The organism is Acinetobacter sp. AS23 (assembly GCF_023612055.1).
Taxonomy (GTDB): domain Bacteria; phylum Pseudomonadota; class Gammaproteobacteria; order Pseudomonadales; family Moraxellaceae; genus Acinetobacter; species Acinetobacter oleivorans.
Map to the genome: position 1 here is coordinate 2,231,760 of NZ_CP082274.1, position 16,440 is coordinate 2,248,199.

The 16,440-nt window shown below is 38.2% G+C and carries 16 protein-coding genes; 8 read left to right on the plus strand and 8 right to left on the minus strand.

All coding sequences use genetic code 11. From position 1 onward, the window contains the following. Positions 1-6: 6 nt before the first annotated feature. The 5 genes from K6I41_RS10420 to K6I41_RS10440 all read right to left on the minus strand — a co-directional run bounded on the left by K6I41_RS10420 (position 7) and on the right by K6I41_RS10440 (position 4,117). Complete coding sequence (locus tag K6I41_RS10420) at positions 7-894, minus strand: ParB/RepB/Spo0J family partition protein (protein WP_005304694.1); 888 nt, start codon at positions 892-894, stop codon at positions 7-9. Beyond that, the gene (locus K6I41_RS10425; protein WP_013198089.1) at positions 891-1,673 is read right to left on the minus strand and encodes a ParA family protein; all 783 of its coding nucleotides are present in this window, start codon (positions 1,671-1,673) and stop codon (positions 891-893) included. The genes K6I41_RS10420 and K6I41_RS10425 overlap by 4 nt, the downstream gene beginning before the upstream one ends. Before the next feature lie 21 nt (positions 1,674-1,694). Continuing rightward, positions 1,695-2,327 (minus strand): 16S rRNA (guanine(527)-N(7))-methyltransferase RsmG, encoded by a 633-nt coding sequence (gene rsmG / locus K6I41_RS10430; RefSeq protein ID WP_003651451.1) that lies wholly within the window; start codon positions 2,325-2,327, stop codon positions 1,695-1,697. A gap of 87 nt (positions 2,328-2,414) precedes the next feature. Beyond that, positions 2,415-3,104, minus strand: a complete 690-nt coding sequence (gene murU, locus K6I41_RS10435) for an N-acetylmuramate alpha-1-phosphate uridylyltransferase MurU (protein WP_013198090.1) — start codon at positions 3,102-3,104, stop codon at positions 2,415-2,417. Further along, positions 3,104-4,117 carry an aminoglycoside phosphotransferase family protein gene (locus tag K6I41_RS10440; RefSeq protein ID WP_013198091.1) on the minus strand — a complete coding sequence of 338 codons (1,014 nt, stop codon included), beginning with the start codon at positions 4,115-4,117 and terminating at the stop codon, positions 3,104-3,106. Before K6I41_RS10440 ends, murU begins: the two co-directional genes overlap by 1 nt. A gap of 120 nt (positions 4,118-4,237) precedes the next feature. Here K6I41_RS10440 and K6I41_RS10445 point away from each other — a divergent pair, with 120 nt between their 5' ends. Both K6I41_RS10445 and K6I41_RS10450 read left to right on the plus strand, forming a co-directional pair. Next, complete coding sequence (locus K6I41_RS10445; RefSeq protein ID WP_013198092.1) at positions 4,238-6,676, plus strand: LPS-assembly protein LptD; 2,439 nt, start codon at positions 4,238-4,240, stop codon at positions 6,674-6,676. Beyond that, the gene (locus tag K6I41_RS10450) at positions 6,676-7,986 is read left to right on the plus strand and encodes a peptidylprolyl isomerase (protein ID WP_049836512.1); all 1,311 of its coding nucleotides are present in this window, start codon (positions 6,676-6,678) and stop codon (positions 7,984-7,986) included. Before K6I41_RS10445 ends, K6I41_RS10450 begins: the two co-directional genes overlap by 1 nt. Positions 7,987-8,099: 113 nt before the next feature. On the opposite strand, the gene fba is transcribed toward K6I41_RS10450, so the two are convergent. The 3 genes from fba to K6I41_RS10465 form a co-directional block, all read right to left on the minus strand. Next, positions 8,100-9,137, minus strand: coding sequence for a class II fructose-bisphosphate aldolase (gene fba, locus K6I41_RS10455; RefSeq protein ID WP_005304678.1), 1,038 nt, complete (start codon positions 9,135-9,137; stop codon positions 8,100-8,102). A 121-nt stretch (positions 9,138-9,258) separates the two neighbouring features. Then, positions 9,259-9,504, minus strand: a complete 246-nt coding sequence (locus K6I41_RS10460) for a hypothetical protein (protein WP_013198094.1) — start codon at positions 9,502-9,504, stop codon at positions 9,259-9,261. Between the two features lie 124 nt (positions 9,505-9,628). Continuing rightward, on the minus strand, positions 9,629-10,816 hold the full coding sequence (locus K6I41_RS10465) for a phosphoglycerate kinase (RefSeq protein WP_151768065.1): 1,188 nt from the start codon (positions 10,814-10,816) through the stop codon (positions 9,629-9,631). A gap of 138 nt (positions 10,817-10,954) precedes the next feature. Here K6I41_RS10465 and K6I41_RS10470 point away from each other — a divergent pair, with 138 nt between their 5' ends. The 6 genes from K6I41_RS10470 (at position 10,955) to sstT (ending at position 16,438) form a co-directional block, all read left to right on the plus strand. Continuing rightward, positions 10,955-11,338 (plus strand): DUF2237 family protein, encoded by a 384-nt coding sequence (locus K6I41_RS10470; RefSeq protein ID WP_003651438.1) that lies wholly within the window; start codon positions 10,955-10,957, stop codon positions 11,336-11,338. Beyond that, positions 11,338-11,931, plus strand: coding sequence for a Maf family protein (locus K6I41_RS10475; RefSeq protein ID WP_151768066.1), 594 nt, complete (start codon positions 11,338-11,340; stop codon positions 11,929-11,931). The genes K6I41_RS10470 and K6I41_RS10475 overlap by 1 nt, the downstream gene beginning before the upstream one ends. 31 nt (positions 11,932-11,962) lie before the next feature. Beyond that, a complete protein-coding gene (locus K6I41_RS10480) occupies positions 11,963-13,126 on the plus strand; it encodes a ribosomal protein uL16 3-hydroxylase (protein WP_250374253.1) in 1,164 nt (387 codons plus the stop codon). A 369-nt stretch (positions 13,127-13,495) separates the two neighbouring features. Beyond that, positions 13,496-14,059 (plus strand): TetR/AcrR family transcriptional regulator, encoded by a 564-nt coding sequence (locus K6I41_RS10485; protein ID WP_004792769.1) that lies wholly within the window; start codon positions 13,496-13,498, stop codon positions 14,057-14,059. Positions 14,060-14,525: 466 nt separating this feature from the next. Further along, positions 14,526-14,837, plus strand: coding sequence for an ArsR/SmtB family transcription factor (locus K6I41_RS10490; protein WP_002121379.1), 312 nt, complete (start codon positions 14,526-14,528; stop codon positions 14,835-14,837). A gap of 398 nt (positions 14,838-15,235) precedes the next feature. Beyond that, positions 15,236-16,438: a serine/threonine transporter SstT gene (gene sstT / locus K6I41_RS10495; RefSeq protein WP_049836509.1), complete on the plus strand. Its 1,203-nt coding sequence runs from the start codon at positions 15,236-15,238 to the stop codon at positions 16,436-16,438. Positions 16,439-16,440: the final 2 nt, after the last annotated feature.

Genomic DNA, 16,440 nt, shown 5'->3' on the forward strand with positions numbered 1-16,440 from the left:
TGCAAATTATTCTGGCAAGCAAATATTTAAAATGCCATCTAACTCATCCAAGGTATGATAATGAATAACAAGTTTACCCTTACCTTTTTGGTTATGATCAATTTTTACATTAGCGCCAAAACGCTCTGATAATTTTTGTGTCAATTGCTCAATATCTGGTGCTACAGGCGCTTTTTCCTTTTCCTGCTTAGGCTCACTTCTATCACGCACCAATTGCTCTGTTTGACGAACGGACAATCCTTTCTCGATTACAATTTTAGCAACTTCTAATTGATCTTTACCTTTCAATGTCAAAATTGCTCGAGCATGCCCCATATCAAGCTGCCCTTGCTGCATGAAATCTTTAATATCATCAGCTAAACTCAATAAGCGCAGTAGATTACTGACAGTGGTGCGTGCTTTACCAACTGTGTCGGCAATTTCCTGATGACTTAAACCAAATTCATCATGAAAGCGTTGTAGAGCTATTGCTTGATCAATTGGATTTAAATCTTGACGCTGAATGTTTTCAATTAACGCTAATGCAATTGCAACCTGATCATTTAAATCACGAACAATTGCAGGAATTTCGGTTAAGCCCGCAAGTTGAGCTGCACGCCAACGACGCTCACCGGCAATGATTTCATATGGATGTGTTTCATCATCAACTGGACGGATTACAATAGGCTGCATCACGCCATGTTTTTCAATGGAAGATGCTAACTCTTGTAAATCATGTTCATGAATAAAACGACGTGGTTGATATTCACCACGTTTCAGTAAATTCACATCAATTTGCTTTAACTGTCCGTGGTCTAACGCCTGCGCTTCCAGTTGTAGTTTTTCTTTTTGAATTGAACCAAGTAATGCATCTAAACCACGTCCTTTAGCCAATCCGCGTTTTTTGATGCTCATACTTTACTTCCTTTCTTCACTTTACTTCTCTTTAACATCTCAGCTGCAAGATTTAAGTATGCAACTGCACCTTTAGAACTTTTTTCGAAATAGATAACAGGTAAACCGTGTGCTGGTGCTTCTGCTAAGCGGACATTTCGTGGAACAACAGTATCATAAAGTTTCTTGCCAAAATATTGCTCTAGTTCTGCAGACACATCACGTGTTAAAGCATTTCGTGCATCGTACATCGTACGTAATACACCAATAATTTCTAAATCAGGATTGAGTGCTTTTTGAATACGATCAATAGTCTGAGTTAAATCAGCCAAACCCTCTAGCGCATAATATTCACATTGCATGGGAATAATTACACTATCTACAGCCGCCAAAGCATTGACAGTAATCAAACTCAAGCTTGGAGCACAATCCACAATGATATAGTCAAATGAGTTTCTGATTTCATTCAAAGCATTCTTTAGAATGTATTCACGACCTTCCTGCTCTGCGATAGCGAGCTCTACACCTGAAAGCTCACGATTTGAGCCTAGAACTTTATATCCAACTTCTGCTTTTTGAATGGCTGTTTCAATTGGAACTTCGCCAAGAAGAACATCTGTAATTGAATACAAAAGATCGTTCTTTTGAATACCAGACCCCATCGTAGCATTACCTTGTGAATCCATATCTACAAGTAATACACGTTTTTTTAATACAGCTAGAGACGCTGCAAGATTTACTGCAGTCGTTGTTTTACCAACACCACCCTTTTGGTTTGCAATCGCAATAATTTGAGCCATGGTAACCTTAATACTTTTTATTTAGATACGTTGAAGTAAAAGTAAATGACGTTGTTCATCAAGTCTTGGTACGCGCAGTTCAATCACTTTACATGAAAAGTCCTGCTTGAGCTGCTCAATTTCCTCAACTGGCACTACACCTTTCATCGCTGCGATTATACTGCTCTGATGAAGATATGGCTGAGCTGCATCTACAAAGTCCGTTAAAGAAGCAAAAGCTCGACTTGTTATGACGTCAAACTGGCCAAGCTCATCAATTGTATCTTGATTCTCAACACGTGTTTGCACTGCCACAACGTTACTCAATTTTAGATCAGCAATAAATTGCTTCAAAAAACGAATTTTTTTACCATTAGAATCTAAAAGAACACATTGGCGTTGTGGCTGACAAAGAGCAATAATCATGCCAGGCATTCCACCACCTGTACCCACATCAAGTAGTCTACCTTCAGGTAAGTCATTTAAAATACTTAGACTATCCAACAAATGCTTCACTAACATTTCTTTCGGATCACGAATTGCTGTCAGATTATATGCTTTATTCCAAAGTACCAAAGCATCTTGATACTTTAACAATAATGCCAAAGCTTCATCGCTAAGCGATAAACCTAATTTTTGACTACCCTGTTGTAACTCTTGAAAAAACGGATGCATAAACAGATAACATCTAAGTAAAATTTAAAACAAAGTATACCCATTTATGCATCGTGGAACACTAGTTAACGATTAGGGATTACACACTTAATCGTAGAAGCCTTCACGAATTTGCAAATCTAGCTCCATTAAACGCTCAGGCGTTCCCACATCGACCCATGCACCTTTAAGCTTTTCACCAGATATTTTTTGATTGTGCATCGCTTGCTTCAAGAGTGGAGCTAAAGGACGTTTACCAGGTTCCAATCCATCAAAAAGCTTAGGATGGATAACAGATACACCACTAAAAGTGAGGTTCTCACCTGTCACATCTTGATCGAATGTAAAAGCGCGTCCATCCAATAATGTAAAGTCACCTTCAGGATGCTGTTTAGGGTTATCAACCAATACAAGATGTGCTAAATCATCATTTAACTTAATATGGGGTAAAACTTCAAAATCCATTGTGGTCCATACATCTCCATTCACCAGAATAAACGGATCTGTTCCAAGTAGTGGCAAAGCATTAATAATTCCACCAGCTGTTTCTAGCCCCTCATCCTCTCGTGTCCAACGGATATCCACACCAAATTGCGAACCATCACCTAAGCTACCGATGAGTTTATCTGCCAACCATGCAGAATTGATGACGATTTCAGTTACACCAATTTTCTTAAGTTTTTCAATATGCCACACAATTAGAGGCTTACCGCCCACCTCAAGCAGAGGCTTTGGTGTATATAGCGTAAGTGGACGCATACGATTACCCAAGCCAGCAGCAAGAATCATTGCTTTCATTATGCTGCCACCTCATAGCTACCATATTTCTCGATAAATTTAGGTATGACTACGTTATTTATAAATACCATAAATTCTTCAAGTTCAGCGTAACCACGACTTTCTTCGAGTAAATACCACATGACTCGCGGCAAGTCTTTTAAGTATCCAGACTTACCATCACGCTCAAACAAACGAACAAAAATGCCAAGAATTTTAATATGGCGCTGAATAGCCATTAAATCTGCATCACGCTTGAATTGCTCAAAACTGCGGTTCTGTTTGGCAGACTCAGGCAATAAGTCATAAAAGGTTCTAAACCATTGATAAACATGCTCAGCATTCCATTGAACATATGCATCACGAGTAATCGAAATTAAGTCATATGTATCAGCCCCAATAACAGCATCCTGAAAATCAATTACCCCAAGCTCTAGTTCATTTTCAATTTTCATCAGATTACGACTGTGAAAATCTCGATGTACAATAACTTGTGGTTGGGCTACTGCGGCACGAGCCAAGAAATCAAATGCATCATCAATCGTTTTTTTCTGCTCAGCAGTCGGCTGAATAGCAAGCGATGGCAACATCCAGTCTGTGAGCAACTGCATTTCCGACATTAATTTTTCGTAGGAATAAGCTGGAAACTGGTTAGTCCCATCAATAGATTGCAATTGAATAAGTTGTTTAAAACTTTGTTCATAGTATTTATCGACTGTTTCATCATTTAATAATGTAGACAACAGTACATCACCAAAATCTTCCAATAGCAGAAAACCTTGAGCCAAATCTTTCGCGACGATCTGCGGTACGCGTACACCATGGCCTGCAAAAAATTCGTCAATGGTCACAAACGGAACACAGTCTTCTTTTTCTGGAGGGGCATCCATAAGCATATACGTTTTATTTTGTAACTGGATACGCGCATAACGTCGGAAGCTTGCATCACCTGCTAAAAAAGCGATCTTAAATTGATCATTTTTAAGAACAGATGTAAGCCATGTATATATCAATTGTTCACGTTGTGTATTCATTTGCAATAAAATCTAAAACAAGCTGAGATTTTTGAAGGGTTAAGTGTAGCCACTTATAAACTTTTTCTCTATGATGCGACAATAATTAATTGTGAATTAGCATACTTGGTTAATGAGACAATGAAGCATCAGTTTAAATTTAATCCTTTAGCGACAGCTATTTTTACGCTCTTATGTGGCTCCATACAATCAAGTTATGCTGAGTCAGCTGATGTTGTCTCCAATATAGACAATAATCAACTTAAAGCGAGCATCAAAGAAGCCTACCCGGGTCAAGAATTCTTTCAACAGTACTATGTTGATAAATCTGCACCTGAGGCCCAGCTTCGTGACAATAAATATTTAAGCTCGGCATTTTGCCAAGGTACTTGGGTTACACCGATTAACCCACAGACCAAAGCCGTAGATGCCGATAAGACGACTTCTGTCGTTACGGCTAATTATGGACATTATAATCCTGCCGGCGACTCGGTTTTAGAAGGCGATGTCGTTATTGATCAGGAAGGACGCACAGTTCGTGCTGATAAGGTTACGATTGATAAGACCCAAACCTTTGCACACGCACAAGGCCGAGTACAACTCGCTCAAGGTGGGTTGCTTTCACAGAGTGACGAAATTAATTACAACCTAAAAAACCAGACTGGTAATTTAGAAAATAGTTTTTATATTTCTGAACAGCAACATGCTCATGGTCACGCAGGGAAAATCGAAAGAACATCACCAAATGTGATGGTTCTTAACGATGCGACCTACTCGACTTGTCCACCGGGTCAAAAACCTGGTTGGAAAATTCAAGCAAATAAAATTGAGTTAAATCAGGAAACTGGACGTGGTACAACCCACGGAACAAAACTATATGTTAAAGATGTTCCAGTTCTAGCAATTCCCTACTTTAACTTCCCAATTGATGATCGCCGAACTACAGGTATTCTTAATCCACAGTTTGGTTTCTCAAACGATGGTGGTGTTGAGCTTTCTGTTCCGGTTTATTTAAACCTTGCACCTAACTATGATCTGACACTTACTCCGCGCTATTTAGCAGACCGCGGTGCAATGTTAAAAGGTGACTTTAGATATTTAACCGATGGCTTTGGTGCGGGTGAAATATGGGGTGGCATGTTGCCATCTGACAAAGAATATGATGATAAAGATCGTAAAGATTTCCATTTCTTACATAACTGGAATATCAACGATCAATGGTCGACCAATCTAGAGTACAACTATGCTTCAGATAAAGACTATTTCTCAGATTTAGATAGCAGCCCTAACTCTAAAACAGACCTAAACTTACGCAGAGCATGGGAACTTAACTATCAACACGGTATTCCGGGTTTAAAAGCTCAGCTTAAAGTCGAAGATTTCCAGACACTTGATCCTGACATTGCCGATGTTGATAAGCCTTATGCACGCTTGCCACAATTCTTATTAAATTATGTCACGGGTAATCCATTAGGTTTACAATACGAATTTAATAACGATACTGCATACTTCAAGAAATCAATTAATGATGATTCTGCTCAGGAAAGTAGCGGTACACGTATCTACAACCAGTTTGCAACACGCTACAACTACCGCACACCAGCTGCATTTGTAATCCCTGAAGTTTCAGTACGTTCTATTCAAACATTCTACGATAAGGACAGTATCGCATCTCAAGGTCTGGATGGCGGTTCTGAAAATAAATCAGTCGTTGTACCTCAATTCACATTGGATACTGGACTGAATTTTGAACGTGAGGGCAAGTACCTACAAACACTTACCCCTCGTGCGTTTTATGCATATGCTCCATACAAAAACCAAGACAACTATCCAAATTTTGACTCAACTTCAGCATCAGTAAGTTACGATCAATTATTTAACCCTTACCGCTTCTACGGACATGACCGTCTTGAAGACAACAACTTTCTATCACTTGGCGTAAGCTATAGCCTTTTTGACACAGTCGGCTTAGAGCGTTTACGTGCAAGTGTTGGTCAAAGTTATTATTTTGAAGATCGTCGTGTGACATTAAAGCAACAAGATGAGATTGATACTGAAAGTAACACTGGTCCAGTTGTAAGTTTAACAAGCCAGTTAAACCAAAACTTCACCATTGCTGCCAACTCAGCATGGATGTCTAATGGTGACAATGCTCAGCGTGATTTCCAAGTTTATTATACTGGAGATAAAGGAAACCTATATAACTTAGGCTATTTCTACCGTAAAGACATTGCAGGACGTCAAGATACTTACGATCAGGTTGTTGCATCGTTTATACAACCAGTTAAAGATAATTGGCGTATTATGGGCCACGTACAATATGACATGGACAATGATGTTGCCCGCGAGATATTACTAGGGGTTAACTATGAGTCATGTTGCTGGGGCATTTCTGTCTATGGTCGCTCATACTATAACGATCTAGATGATCCAAAATCTCCAGATGTTAGTGAAAAACGTGCCATTATGGCCGAAATTACGCTAAAAGGTTTAGGTGGTTTAAACAATAAACTCGCGTCTTTACTTGAAAATCGCGTTTTAGGTTTTAACAAAATTAATCAATCTTGGACACAACGTTAATGAAGACAAAGCATCTTAAACAGTTTTTTAAAGCAACTACCCTTGCTGCCCTAATCTCTTCATCAATGCATAGTTTTGCCCAACCCGCTGATGAAGTTGTGGCAATTGTGGACAATAGCGTAATTTTAAAAAGTGATCTTCAACAAGGAATGGCTGAAGCCGCTCACGAACTACAAGCACAAAAAAAAGAGGTTCCACCTCAGCAATATTTACAATTTCAGGTGTTAGATCAACTCATCTTGCGTGAGGCACAACTTGAACAAGTTAAAAAATATGGCATCAAACCTGATGAAAAAAGCTTAAATGAAGCAGTCTTAAAAGTAGCAAGTCAATCTGGAAGTAAAAGTTTAGAAGCTTTCCAGCAAAAGTTGGATGCTATGGCACCAGGAACTTATGAAAGTTTACGTGGCCGAATCGCTGAGGATTTAGCGATTAGCCGTTTGCGCCAACAACAAGTCATGTCCCGTATTAAAATTAGTGACCAAGACGTAGAAAACTTCTTGAAATCACCTCAGGGACAAGCTGCTTTAGGCAACCAAGCACACGTAATTCATATGCGTATTACTGGTGATAATCCGCAGGAAGTTCAATCTGTAGCTCAAGAAGTACGTTCGAAGCTTGCACAAAGTAATGATATAAACGCATTGAAAAAGCTTTCAACTGCAAATGCAAAAGTTGATGGGGCTGACATGGGATTCCGCCCACTTTCAGATATTCCTGCCGAGCTTGCAGCCCGTATTACCCCATTACAAGAAGGTCAAACAACCGACTTAATTTCAGTACGTGATGGTGTACATGTTTTAAAGCTTATTGAACGTAAACAAAATGAGCAAAAAGCTTTAGTACCTCAATATCAAACTCGCCATATTCTTATTCAACCGTCTGAAGTGGTTAGCCTTGATAATGCCAAGCAAATTATTGACAACATCTATAAGCGCTTAAAAGCTGGCGATGATTTTGCAACTCTTGCAGCGACCTATTCAAATGATACAGGGTCAGCGCGTGATGGCGGCAGTTTAGGCTGGGTGACGCCTGGCATGATGGTGCCTGAATTTGACAAAAAAATGCAGGAAATTCCTGTCGGTGAAATCAGCGAACCATTCCAAACTCAATTCGGTTGGCACATTTTACAAGTAACTGAAAAACGTGAAAAAGATATGACTCATGAATATCAAGAGCGTATGGCACGTCAAATTTTAGGTGAACGTCAATTTAATACTGAAATCGACAGCTGGTTGCGTGAAGTGCGTGCGAATGCTTATGTAGAAATTAAAGATCCAAGTCTAGACAAAAAGAACTTACAAAAGTAAGTCTTTTGTCTTCATTAAAACCTGCGTTCATCGCAGGTTTTTTTATGAATAAAATTCACTTAAAAAAAACCGGTTATAAATAACCGGTTTTTTAAATTAAACCCTAACGGGAATTATTTATAACGATCAACCATTTTCTCTAAAGAAATTGGACGAATCTTGTCAGCATTTCCAGCTGTACCAAATGCTTCATAACGATCGATACAAATTTGCTTCATTGTATCAACTGTTTTAGCAAAATATTTGCGTGGATCAAACTCAGATGGATTCTCTGCCAAAAATTGACGAATCGCACCAGTTGAAGCTAAACGTAAATCAGTATCAATGTTGATTTTACGTACACCGTGTTTGATTGCTTCTACAAGCTGCTCAACAGGTACGCCATAAGTTTCGCCAATATTACCGCCAAACTCATTGATTACCTTTAACCATTCTTGCGGAACAGAACTCGAACCATGCATTACAAGGTGAGTATTTGGTAATGCCGCATGAATTTCTTTAATGCGGTCAATTGCCAAGATATCGCCTGTAGGTGGACGCGTAAATTTATACGCACCGTGTGAAGTACCAACTGCAATTGCTAGTGCATCAACATTTGTATCAGCAACGAACTGAGTCGCTTCTTCAACAGAAGTTAAAAGTTGTGAGTGGTCTAGCACACCTTCTGCGCCAACACCATCTTCTTCACCAGCCATACCAGTTTCAAGGCTACCTAAACAGCCAATCTCACCTTCGACAGAAACACCACATGCGTGTGCTAAAGCAACAACATTACGAGTTACATCAACGTTGTATTCGTAAGATGTAGGTGTTTTACCGTCTACACCTAATGAACCGTCCATCATTACAGAACTAAAGCCAAGCTGAATTGAACGCTGACAGATATCAGGGCTTGTACCATGATCTTGGTGCATTACCACTGGAATATGTGGCCATTCTTCAATTGCAGCCAAAATAAGATGGCGTAAGAATGGAGCGCCTGCATATTTGCGAGCTCCAGCTGATGCTTGAACAATTACAGGTGAATTGGTTGCATCCGCAGCAAGCATGATTGCGCGCATTTGTTCTAAGTTATTTACGTTAAATGCTGGTACGCCGTAGTTATGTTCAGCAGCGTGATCCAAGAGCTGGCGCATTGAAATGAGTGCCATAATATCCTCCCAGGTAGTGCGGGTTATTCTACCCTTTCATTTATTTCAATTCAGCAACAAATCACAGTATTTCAAAAAAAATCCCCGCATATGCAGGGATTTTTTAACAAAAAACAACAAATTAATGTGTTTCTGAAGCAGCAGCCTCACTTGATGCACTACCTTCAACCACATCAGTATTCTTTTCATCTAAAACTGGCTTATCAATCGCATCAATTGCTGCTTGTTGCTCAGGCGTTACTTTTTCAGAAACAGCAGTAGAAGCTGCCGATTCTTGCCCAGCCTGAGATGCTTCATCTTTCTTAGCACAAGCAGTCAACATCATCGGTACAATTAACACAGCAGCAAATGTAAGCTTTAAATTCATCACTATTGTCCACAGTTGGTGATTTAATGCTCGCTATTTTATTGCAGATATATGACAGTTTAATGACCTATCCATGAAAAAAGGGATTGGCAACCCAATCCCTCCTTCTTTTTAGATAACAGTATTAAGCGCGCTCAAGTAGAACCGCAACTGCTGGCAAAGTCTTTCCTTCAACAAACTCAAGGAAGGCACCGCCACCTGTAGAAATATAACCAATTTGATCAGCAACGTTATATTTATCAATCGCAGCTAAAGTATCTCCGCCACCAGCAATAGAGAAACCAGCAGATTCAGCAACAGCAAGCGAAAGCGCTTTCGTACCTTCACCAAACTGATCAACTTCAAATACGCCTACAGGACCATTCCAAAGAATCGTTTTTGATGTTGTTAAAATATTTGCAAATGCTTTAGCTGTTTCCGGACCAACATCTAAAATCATGTCATTTGATGTTACATCTTCTACTTTCTTCACAACTGCTTGCGCTGCTGCTAAAGAACCCAAGAAATCTTCAAAGTTAATTTGCGAAGCATCCGCAACTACCACATCTGTAGGAAGTGGAACACTTACTTTAGCTGCAATTTGTTTTGCAGTTTCAACCAAGTCAGCTTCGTATAGTGACTTACCAACATTGAAACCAGCAGCTGCCAAGAATGTATTTGCAATACCACCACCAACGATAAGTTGATCACAAATACTAGAAAGTGAGTTTAGAACATCAAGTTTAGTTGAAACTTTAGAACCTGCAACAATTGCAACCATTGGTTTTTCAGGAGTTTGCATTGCACGGCCTAGTGCATCTAACTCAGCTGCCAATAAAGGGCCAGCTGCTGCAACTGGAGCAAAGCGAGCAACACCTTCAGTAGACGCTTCAGCACGATGAGCAGTACCAAATGCATCCATTACAAATACATCGCATAATGCAGCATATTTTTGTGCAAGCTCTGGATTATTTTTCTTTTCGCCATGGTTAAAACGTACATTCTCAAGCAATACAACTTGACCAGCTTCAACCTCTACGCCATCTAGGTAATCTGTTAACAATTTAACTTCTTGACCCAATACTTCTGTTAAATAAGCAGCGACTGGTGCAAGTGATTGTTCCGGCTTTGGTTCACCTTCAACAGGACGACCTAGATGTGAAAACACCATCACTGCTGCGCCTTTTTCTAAAGCACCCTTGATAGTTGGTAATGCTGCACGTAAGCGAGCATCACTAGTAATCACACCATTTTTGACAGGAACGTTTAAATCTTCACGAATAAGGACACGTTTACCTGTTAAGTTAAGGTCAGTCATACGCTGAAAATTCATGTAAAGCTCTCTTTATGATTTTAAAAACGCGCCAATTTTAAATGATTACATCAAAAAAGGTTAGTTTTTTTGCATAAAAGCTGTAGAAAGCCTGAGTTTTGATTATGATAGAGATAGTCATTTGATATTTCATCCATTATGTCTATTCATCCAGATCCACAAATCAATCGTTTAAATGTTTTAGGGGAACCTTTAGCAAGTTGTTGTTTCGACCCTATTACTGGCTATTTTAGAAATGGCTTCTGCCACACGGCAGTAACAGACCTTGGTCAGCATACCGTATGTGCGCAAATGACCTCTGATTTCTTAAATTTTTCACAAAAAATAGGTAATGATCTTATTACCCCGTTACCAGAAGTAGATTTCCCTGGTCTAAAACCCGGTGATTTCTGGTGTATCTGTGTAACCCGTTGGGTTGAAGCATATCAAGCAGGTCAAGCACCTCCTATCAAAATACATGCATGTCACCAAGCTGTATTAAGCTATGTGCCTTTAGATGTTTTAATGGAATTTGCAGTGTAATGGTTCAGCCACAAATTATTTTGGCATCAAGCAGTCAAACCCGTAAAGCTTTAATGGATCGCCTAGGGATTAGCTATATCTGTGTGAGTCCTGATATTGATGAGAGCCCTCGCAGTGAAACCCATGCCGATGAACTTGCGAAAAGGCTAGCTTTCACAAAAGCTCAAGTGATTGCTGCACAAAACCCACATGCAATTATTATTGGTTCCGATCAAGTCGCATGGCGAGAACACGCTCCTAACGACTTCATTGGTAAACCAATGACCACTGAAAATGCCAAAATACAGTTAGCAGAAAACTCAGGTCGAACTGTCTTCTTTAGTACGGCACTCAGTGTGCAATGGCTTGATGGGAGTTTTGAGCAAACGCTTGTTGAACATTATCAAGTTAAATTCCGAACCCTAACTCAAGCTGAAATTGAACGATATATTGCATTAGATCAACCACTCCATTGTGCTGGTAGCTTTAAGTGTGAAAGTTTAGGAATTAGTTTGTTCGAAAAAATGACTGGCCTAGATCAGACGACACTTATGGGTTTACCCATGATTCAACTTTGCCATATTTTAAGGCAGCTTGGTCTACAAATTCCTTAATTTTAGATGTTTTTATAAATAGGTTATTTCCATGACAGAACCTTTAGCAGTTTTAGGCGGTATTACTGCCGAACAATTTTTAGCAGAATATTGGCAGAAAAAACCTTTACTGGTACGTAACGGGTTGCCAGAAATTGTCGGTCTTTTAGAGCCCGAAGATGTGCAAGAACTTGCTTTGGAAGAACATGCGAGTGCCCGACTCATTCGCCAAAAAGATAAAAATCCAAATGAATGGCATGTCAAGTCTTCACCTTTAACCAAGGGTGATTTTCAAAAGCTACCAAAACTATGGACGCTTTTAGTACAAGCTGTAGATCATTATTCATTTGATTTGTCTGAACTTTGGAAAAAATTTCCATTTATTCCTCAATGGCGCCGCGACGACATTATGGTCTCTTACGCTCCTAAAGGTGGTTCAGTAGGAAAGCATTTTGATTTTTATGATGTGTTTCTAGTTCAAGGTCATGGACATCGTCGCTGGCAGTTAGGACAAATGTGCGATGCAAATACTGCCTTTGTACCGAATCAACCATTAAAACTCTTGCCAGAAATAGATGTACAATTTGATGAAATTTTGGCACCTGGTGATTTGCTATATGTTCCACCTGGAATGGCACATTATGGCGTTGCTGAAGATGAGTGCCTAACGTTCTCATTTGGCTTTCGCATGCCAAACGTTGCAGGGATGATGGAACGTATTAGTGATCAATTTTCAGCTAATAGTTTATTGCAAAATCCTGTTGTCGACATCGCGCGCCAACAGATAAGTCAAATCGGTGAAATTAATACCTCTGAACTTAGCCACCTAAAAGACTTAGTATTAGCTCAATTACAAGATTCGGCAGCACTTGATGCCGCTATCATGTCTTATATGAGTGAACCTAAATATCCGGATAATATTCCAGAGGCTGATGAAATCGAAGCCGATGACTTGAAGGAAATTTTACACGAAGGTTACGAAGTTCTTTTAGAGCCTGCCTCTCGCCTACTCTATACAGAAAAAAACGGAACCCTAAACTTTTGGGGCAATGGTGAAGCGCTATTTATAGCTGAGTCCTTTGAGCAAAAGTTAAAAGGAATAGCTAATGGAGAAAGTCTAGCTTTCGATAGCCAATTTAATGATGATGAAACATTAGAAAATGTTGCTCACTTGTTAAATGAATCTATTCTGATGCTTTTACCTCCTGCAGAGTAAACATCTTAATAAAAGTAGACTTTTACATGAACGTGGAAAAGTCTACTTTTTAAATTAACACCCTACCTCAAAATAAACTCGATTATTGCCCCTTAAATTTACCTGCAAATCCTTAAATAGCGCGTAATCAAAGTTATTAAGCGTAAGAAATTTTGAAATCAAAATTAAAAATAGAAAACCTTATTATTAAAGAAATAGCATACCTCTTACTTACTTTTTCCTTAAAATTTAAACGATACCATTTAAAAAAATAATATCTTTTTTCTATCAATAACAAACAATACCTTGTAAAATTAAAGATCCAGATTCTCATTAATACAGATCACAGTTCAAGCGAATAGCAATTCATTTGTGAGAGGCTAAAAAAATATGTCGAAAAAAGATGACATTATTAACACCGCATTAAGACTTTTTAACTCGTATAGCTATAATTCTATAGGGGTAGATCGCATCATTAATGAATCTGGCGTTGCAAAAATGACTTTCTATAAGCATTTTCCATCAAAAGAAAAATTAATTGAAGAATGCCTACTTCTACGGAATACGCTTTTACAAAACTCTCTGACTTCAGCCTTATCACAACATGATGAGTTAGACCCTCTCGCGAGAATTAAAGCAGTATTCTTATGGTATTCCGACTGGTTTAATAGTGAAGATTTTAATGGCTGTATGTTTCAAAAAGCTTTGGAAGAAGTTTTAAAACAGTATCCGTCAACACACCAACCTGCTACGTTGTATAAAGCTTGGTTGACTCAACTTATGCAAAATCTTCTTAATCAATATGATGTAAAAGAACCTGGTCCTTTATCTTTACTACTCGTTAATATATTGGAAGGTATGACCATTCAAGCTCAGGTCGAACATGGTTCAATAAAAATTTATGATTATTGGAATCGAGTTGAAAAGTTAATCGACTTTGAAAGAGCCGCTTAAAAATAAAGCGTGATGTTCTTCTTCTTATATTAATGTTCTTCTTATCTATCACGCTGCGTCTGAAAGTCATTTTGGTTCAAAATTAGACGTTTTTTTCGACCCTACCGAACCAAAATATACAGACCTGTCTGTACAAAACAGATTATATATTTAAAAAATAAAAACTCAATCATTTTTTATGATTCATTTAAAGATAAATTAGATTTAACTATTTATCAGAGTGGAATAGCAGTTATTTCATATTAGCTTCAATTCACTTATACTTAACAATTAAACTTATAACACAATGCAACACTTTAGACACAAAAGAACTACAAACAACTGTTTTTAATTAAAAATACTACTTATTTATCAGTTCCCCTTATATTGCTTTTCAACAAAAACAATTGGATTGATTAGTTTTGCTACATTCATTTGTGCAAGATCAATCTATACTATGCCCGCTATATTGATATAGGTATAAAGTATGAAAGATGGACTCCAAATTGAAGAAATGAAAAATGCGGCTGATTCAGTCGTTGGAATTCTCAAATCTTTGGCGAATACAGATCGTTTATTAATTTTATGTCATTTAGCTTATGAAGAGCTAAATGTCTCACAAATTGAAGAGAAGACCCAAATTACACAGCCCACTCTTTCACAACAACTTATGATGCTACGTAAAAGTGACGTTGTATCAACTCGTCGTGATGGTAAGCAAATTTTTTATTCTATTAAGGACGACAATATGCATTCAATTTTAAATACGCTTCACCAACTGTACTGTGCAAGTAAATAATATCTTTAAACTATAAATTTATAATAATATTAGTAATTTCCTGAAATATGCGATTTTTCAGCTTGAAAGCTTAGAGTTTAGTCCAAGCACAGAGTTTTGAAAATTCGCGTAGCTTTTCCAAAGTCTCACTGATCCCCTTTATTATTTCATCTATTCATTTCTCTGCGATTTGATAATTATTTGATATAACTCTTTTTCTGACGAACAATTAACAAGCAAAACAATTAACGAGAAAAGTTAAATTTCAACAATAAATAAAATTAAAACAATAGTTTAATATTACCAAGCACTATAAAAAAATCTAGTTAGCATAAAAAAGCTTAAGATTCACTTAACTTAAGTATAAAATACTTCGCTTGTTCAACCTTTAGCCATGAATAGGTTAATAAGGTCTTTATATGCTTGAATTCTTTTCTCGATTAAGCTTGGTAGCCAAGATTATTTTCGCCATTATTTTAGGTATTGGCGTTGCATTATTATTTCCAGACGTTACGCCATATTTAAGTTTGTTTGGTGAGCTTTTTATTAAAGCATTAAAATCTGTTGCGCCTATTTTAGTTTTTGTATTAGTACTTTCCTCTATCGCCAACTTCCAAGTCGGTCATAGTGCAAATTTACGTCCAATCTTGATTTTATATGTAGTAGGTATGTTGCTTGCTGCTTTCACAGCTGTGATTGTTAGTCTTTCTTTTCCTAGTACTTTGTTCCTTAACACTGTTTCGCACAATGATTTGCAAGCACCAGGAAGTTTAGCGGATATTTTAAAAAATCTGCTTTTGAGCTTTATTGCGAACCCTGTTCAAGCAATTAGTGAAGCAAACTTTATTGGTATTTTAGCTTGGGCAATTGGCTTAGGTTTAGCTATGCGCCATAGTTCAGATACCACAAAAGAAGTAATGCAAGATGTTGCACATGCTGTCAGCGCTATTATTCATAAAGTAATTGCTTTTGCACCTGTTGGTATTTTCGGTTTGGTTGCAGTAACTTTTGCTGACGCTGGCCTCGCGACTCTTGAAAGTTATGCGCAATTATTAATAGTACTATTGGGTACGATGTTCTTTGTTGCTTTAGTTATTAATCCAATTCTTGTTGCACTTACCATACGCGGGAATCCGTACCCTCTTGTGTTTAAGTGTCTTAAAGAAAGTGGGATTACTGCTTTTTTCACACGAAGTTCAGCAGCCAACATTCCAGTTAACTTAGATTTAGCAGAACGCTTAGGTGTTAATCCATCTACAGCAAGTGTGTCCATTCCATTAGGTGCGACAATTAATATGGCGGGTGCAGCAGTAACAATTACTGTACTTACGCTAGCAACTGTACATACGCTTGGAATTCATGTTGATTTTGCAACAATGCTTATTTTATCAGTTGTTGCTACAGTTTCAGCATGTGGTGCTTCTGGTGTAGCTGGTGGTTCTTTACTTCTAATTCCAGTAGCTTGCAGTCTATTTGGCATTTCAACTGAAATTGCTATGCAAGTCGTGGCTATTGGTATGATCATTAGTGTATTGCAAGACTCTACAGAAACAGCGCTTAACTCTTCTACGGATGTTTTATTTACCGCAGCTGTAGATATTCGCTCTAAACAAGCTTCTTAAAC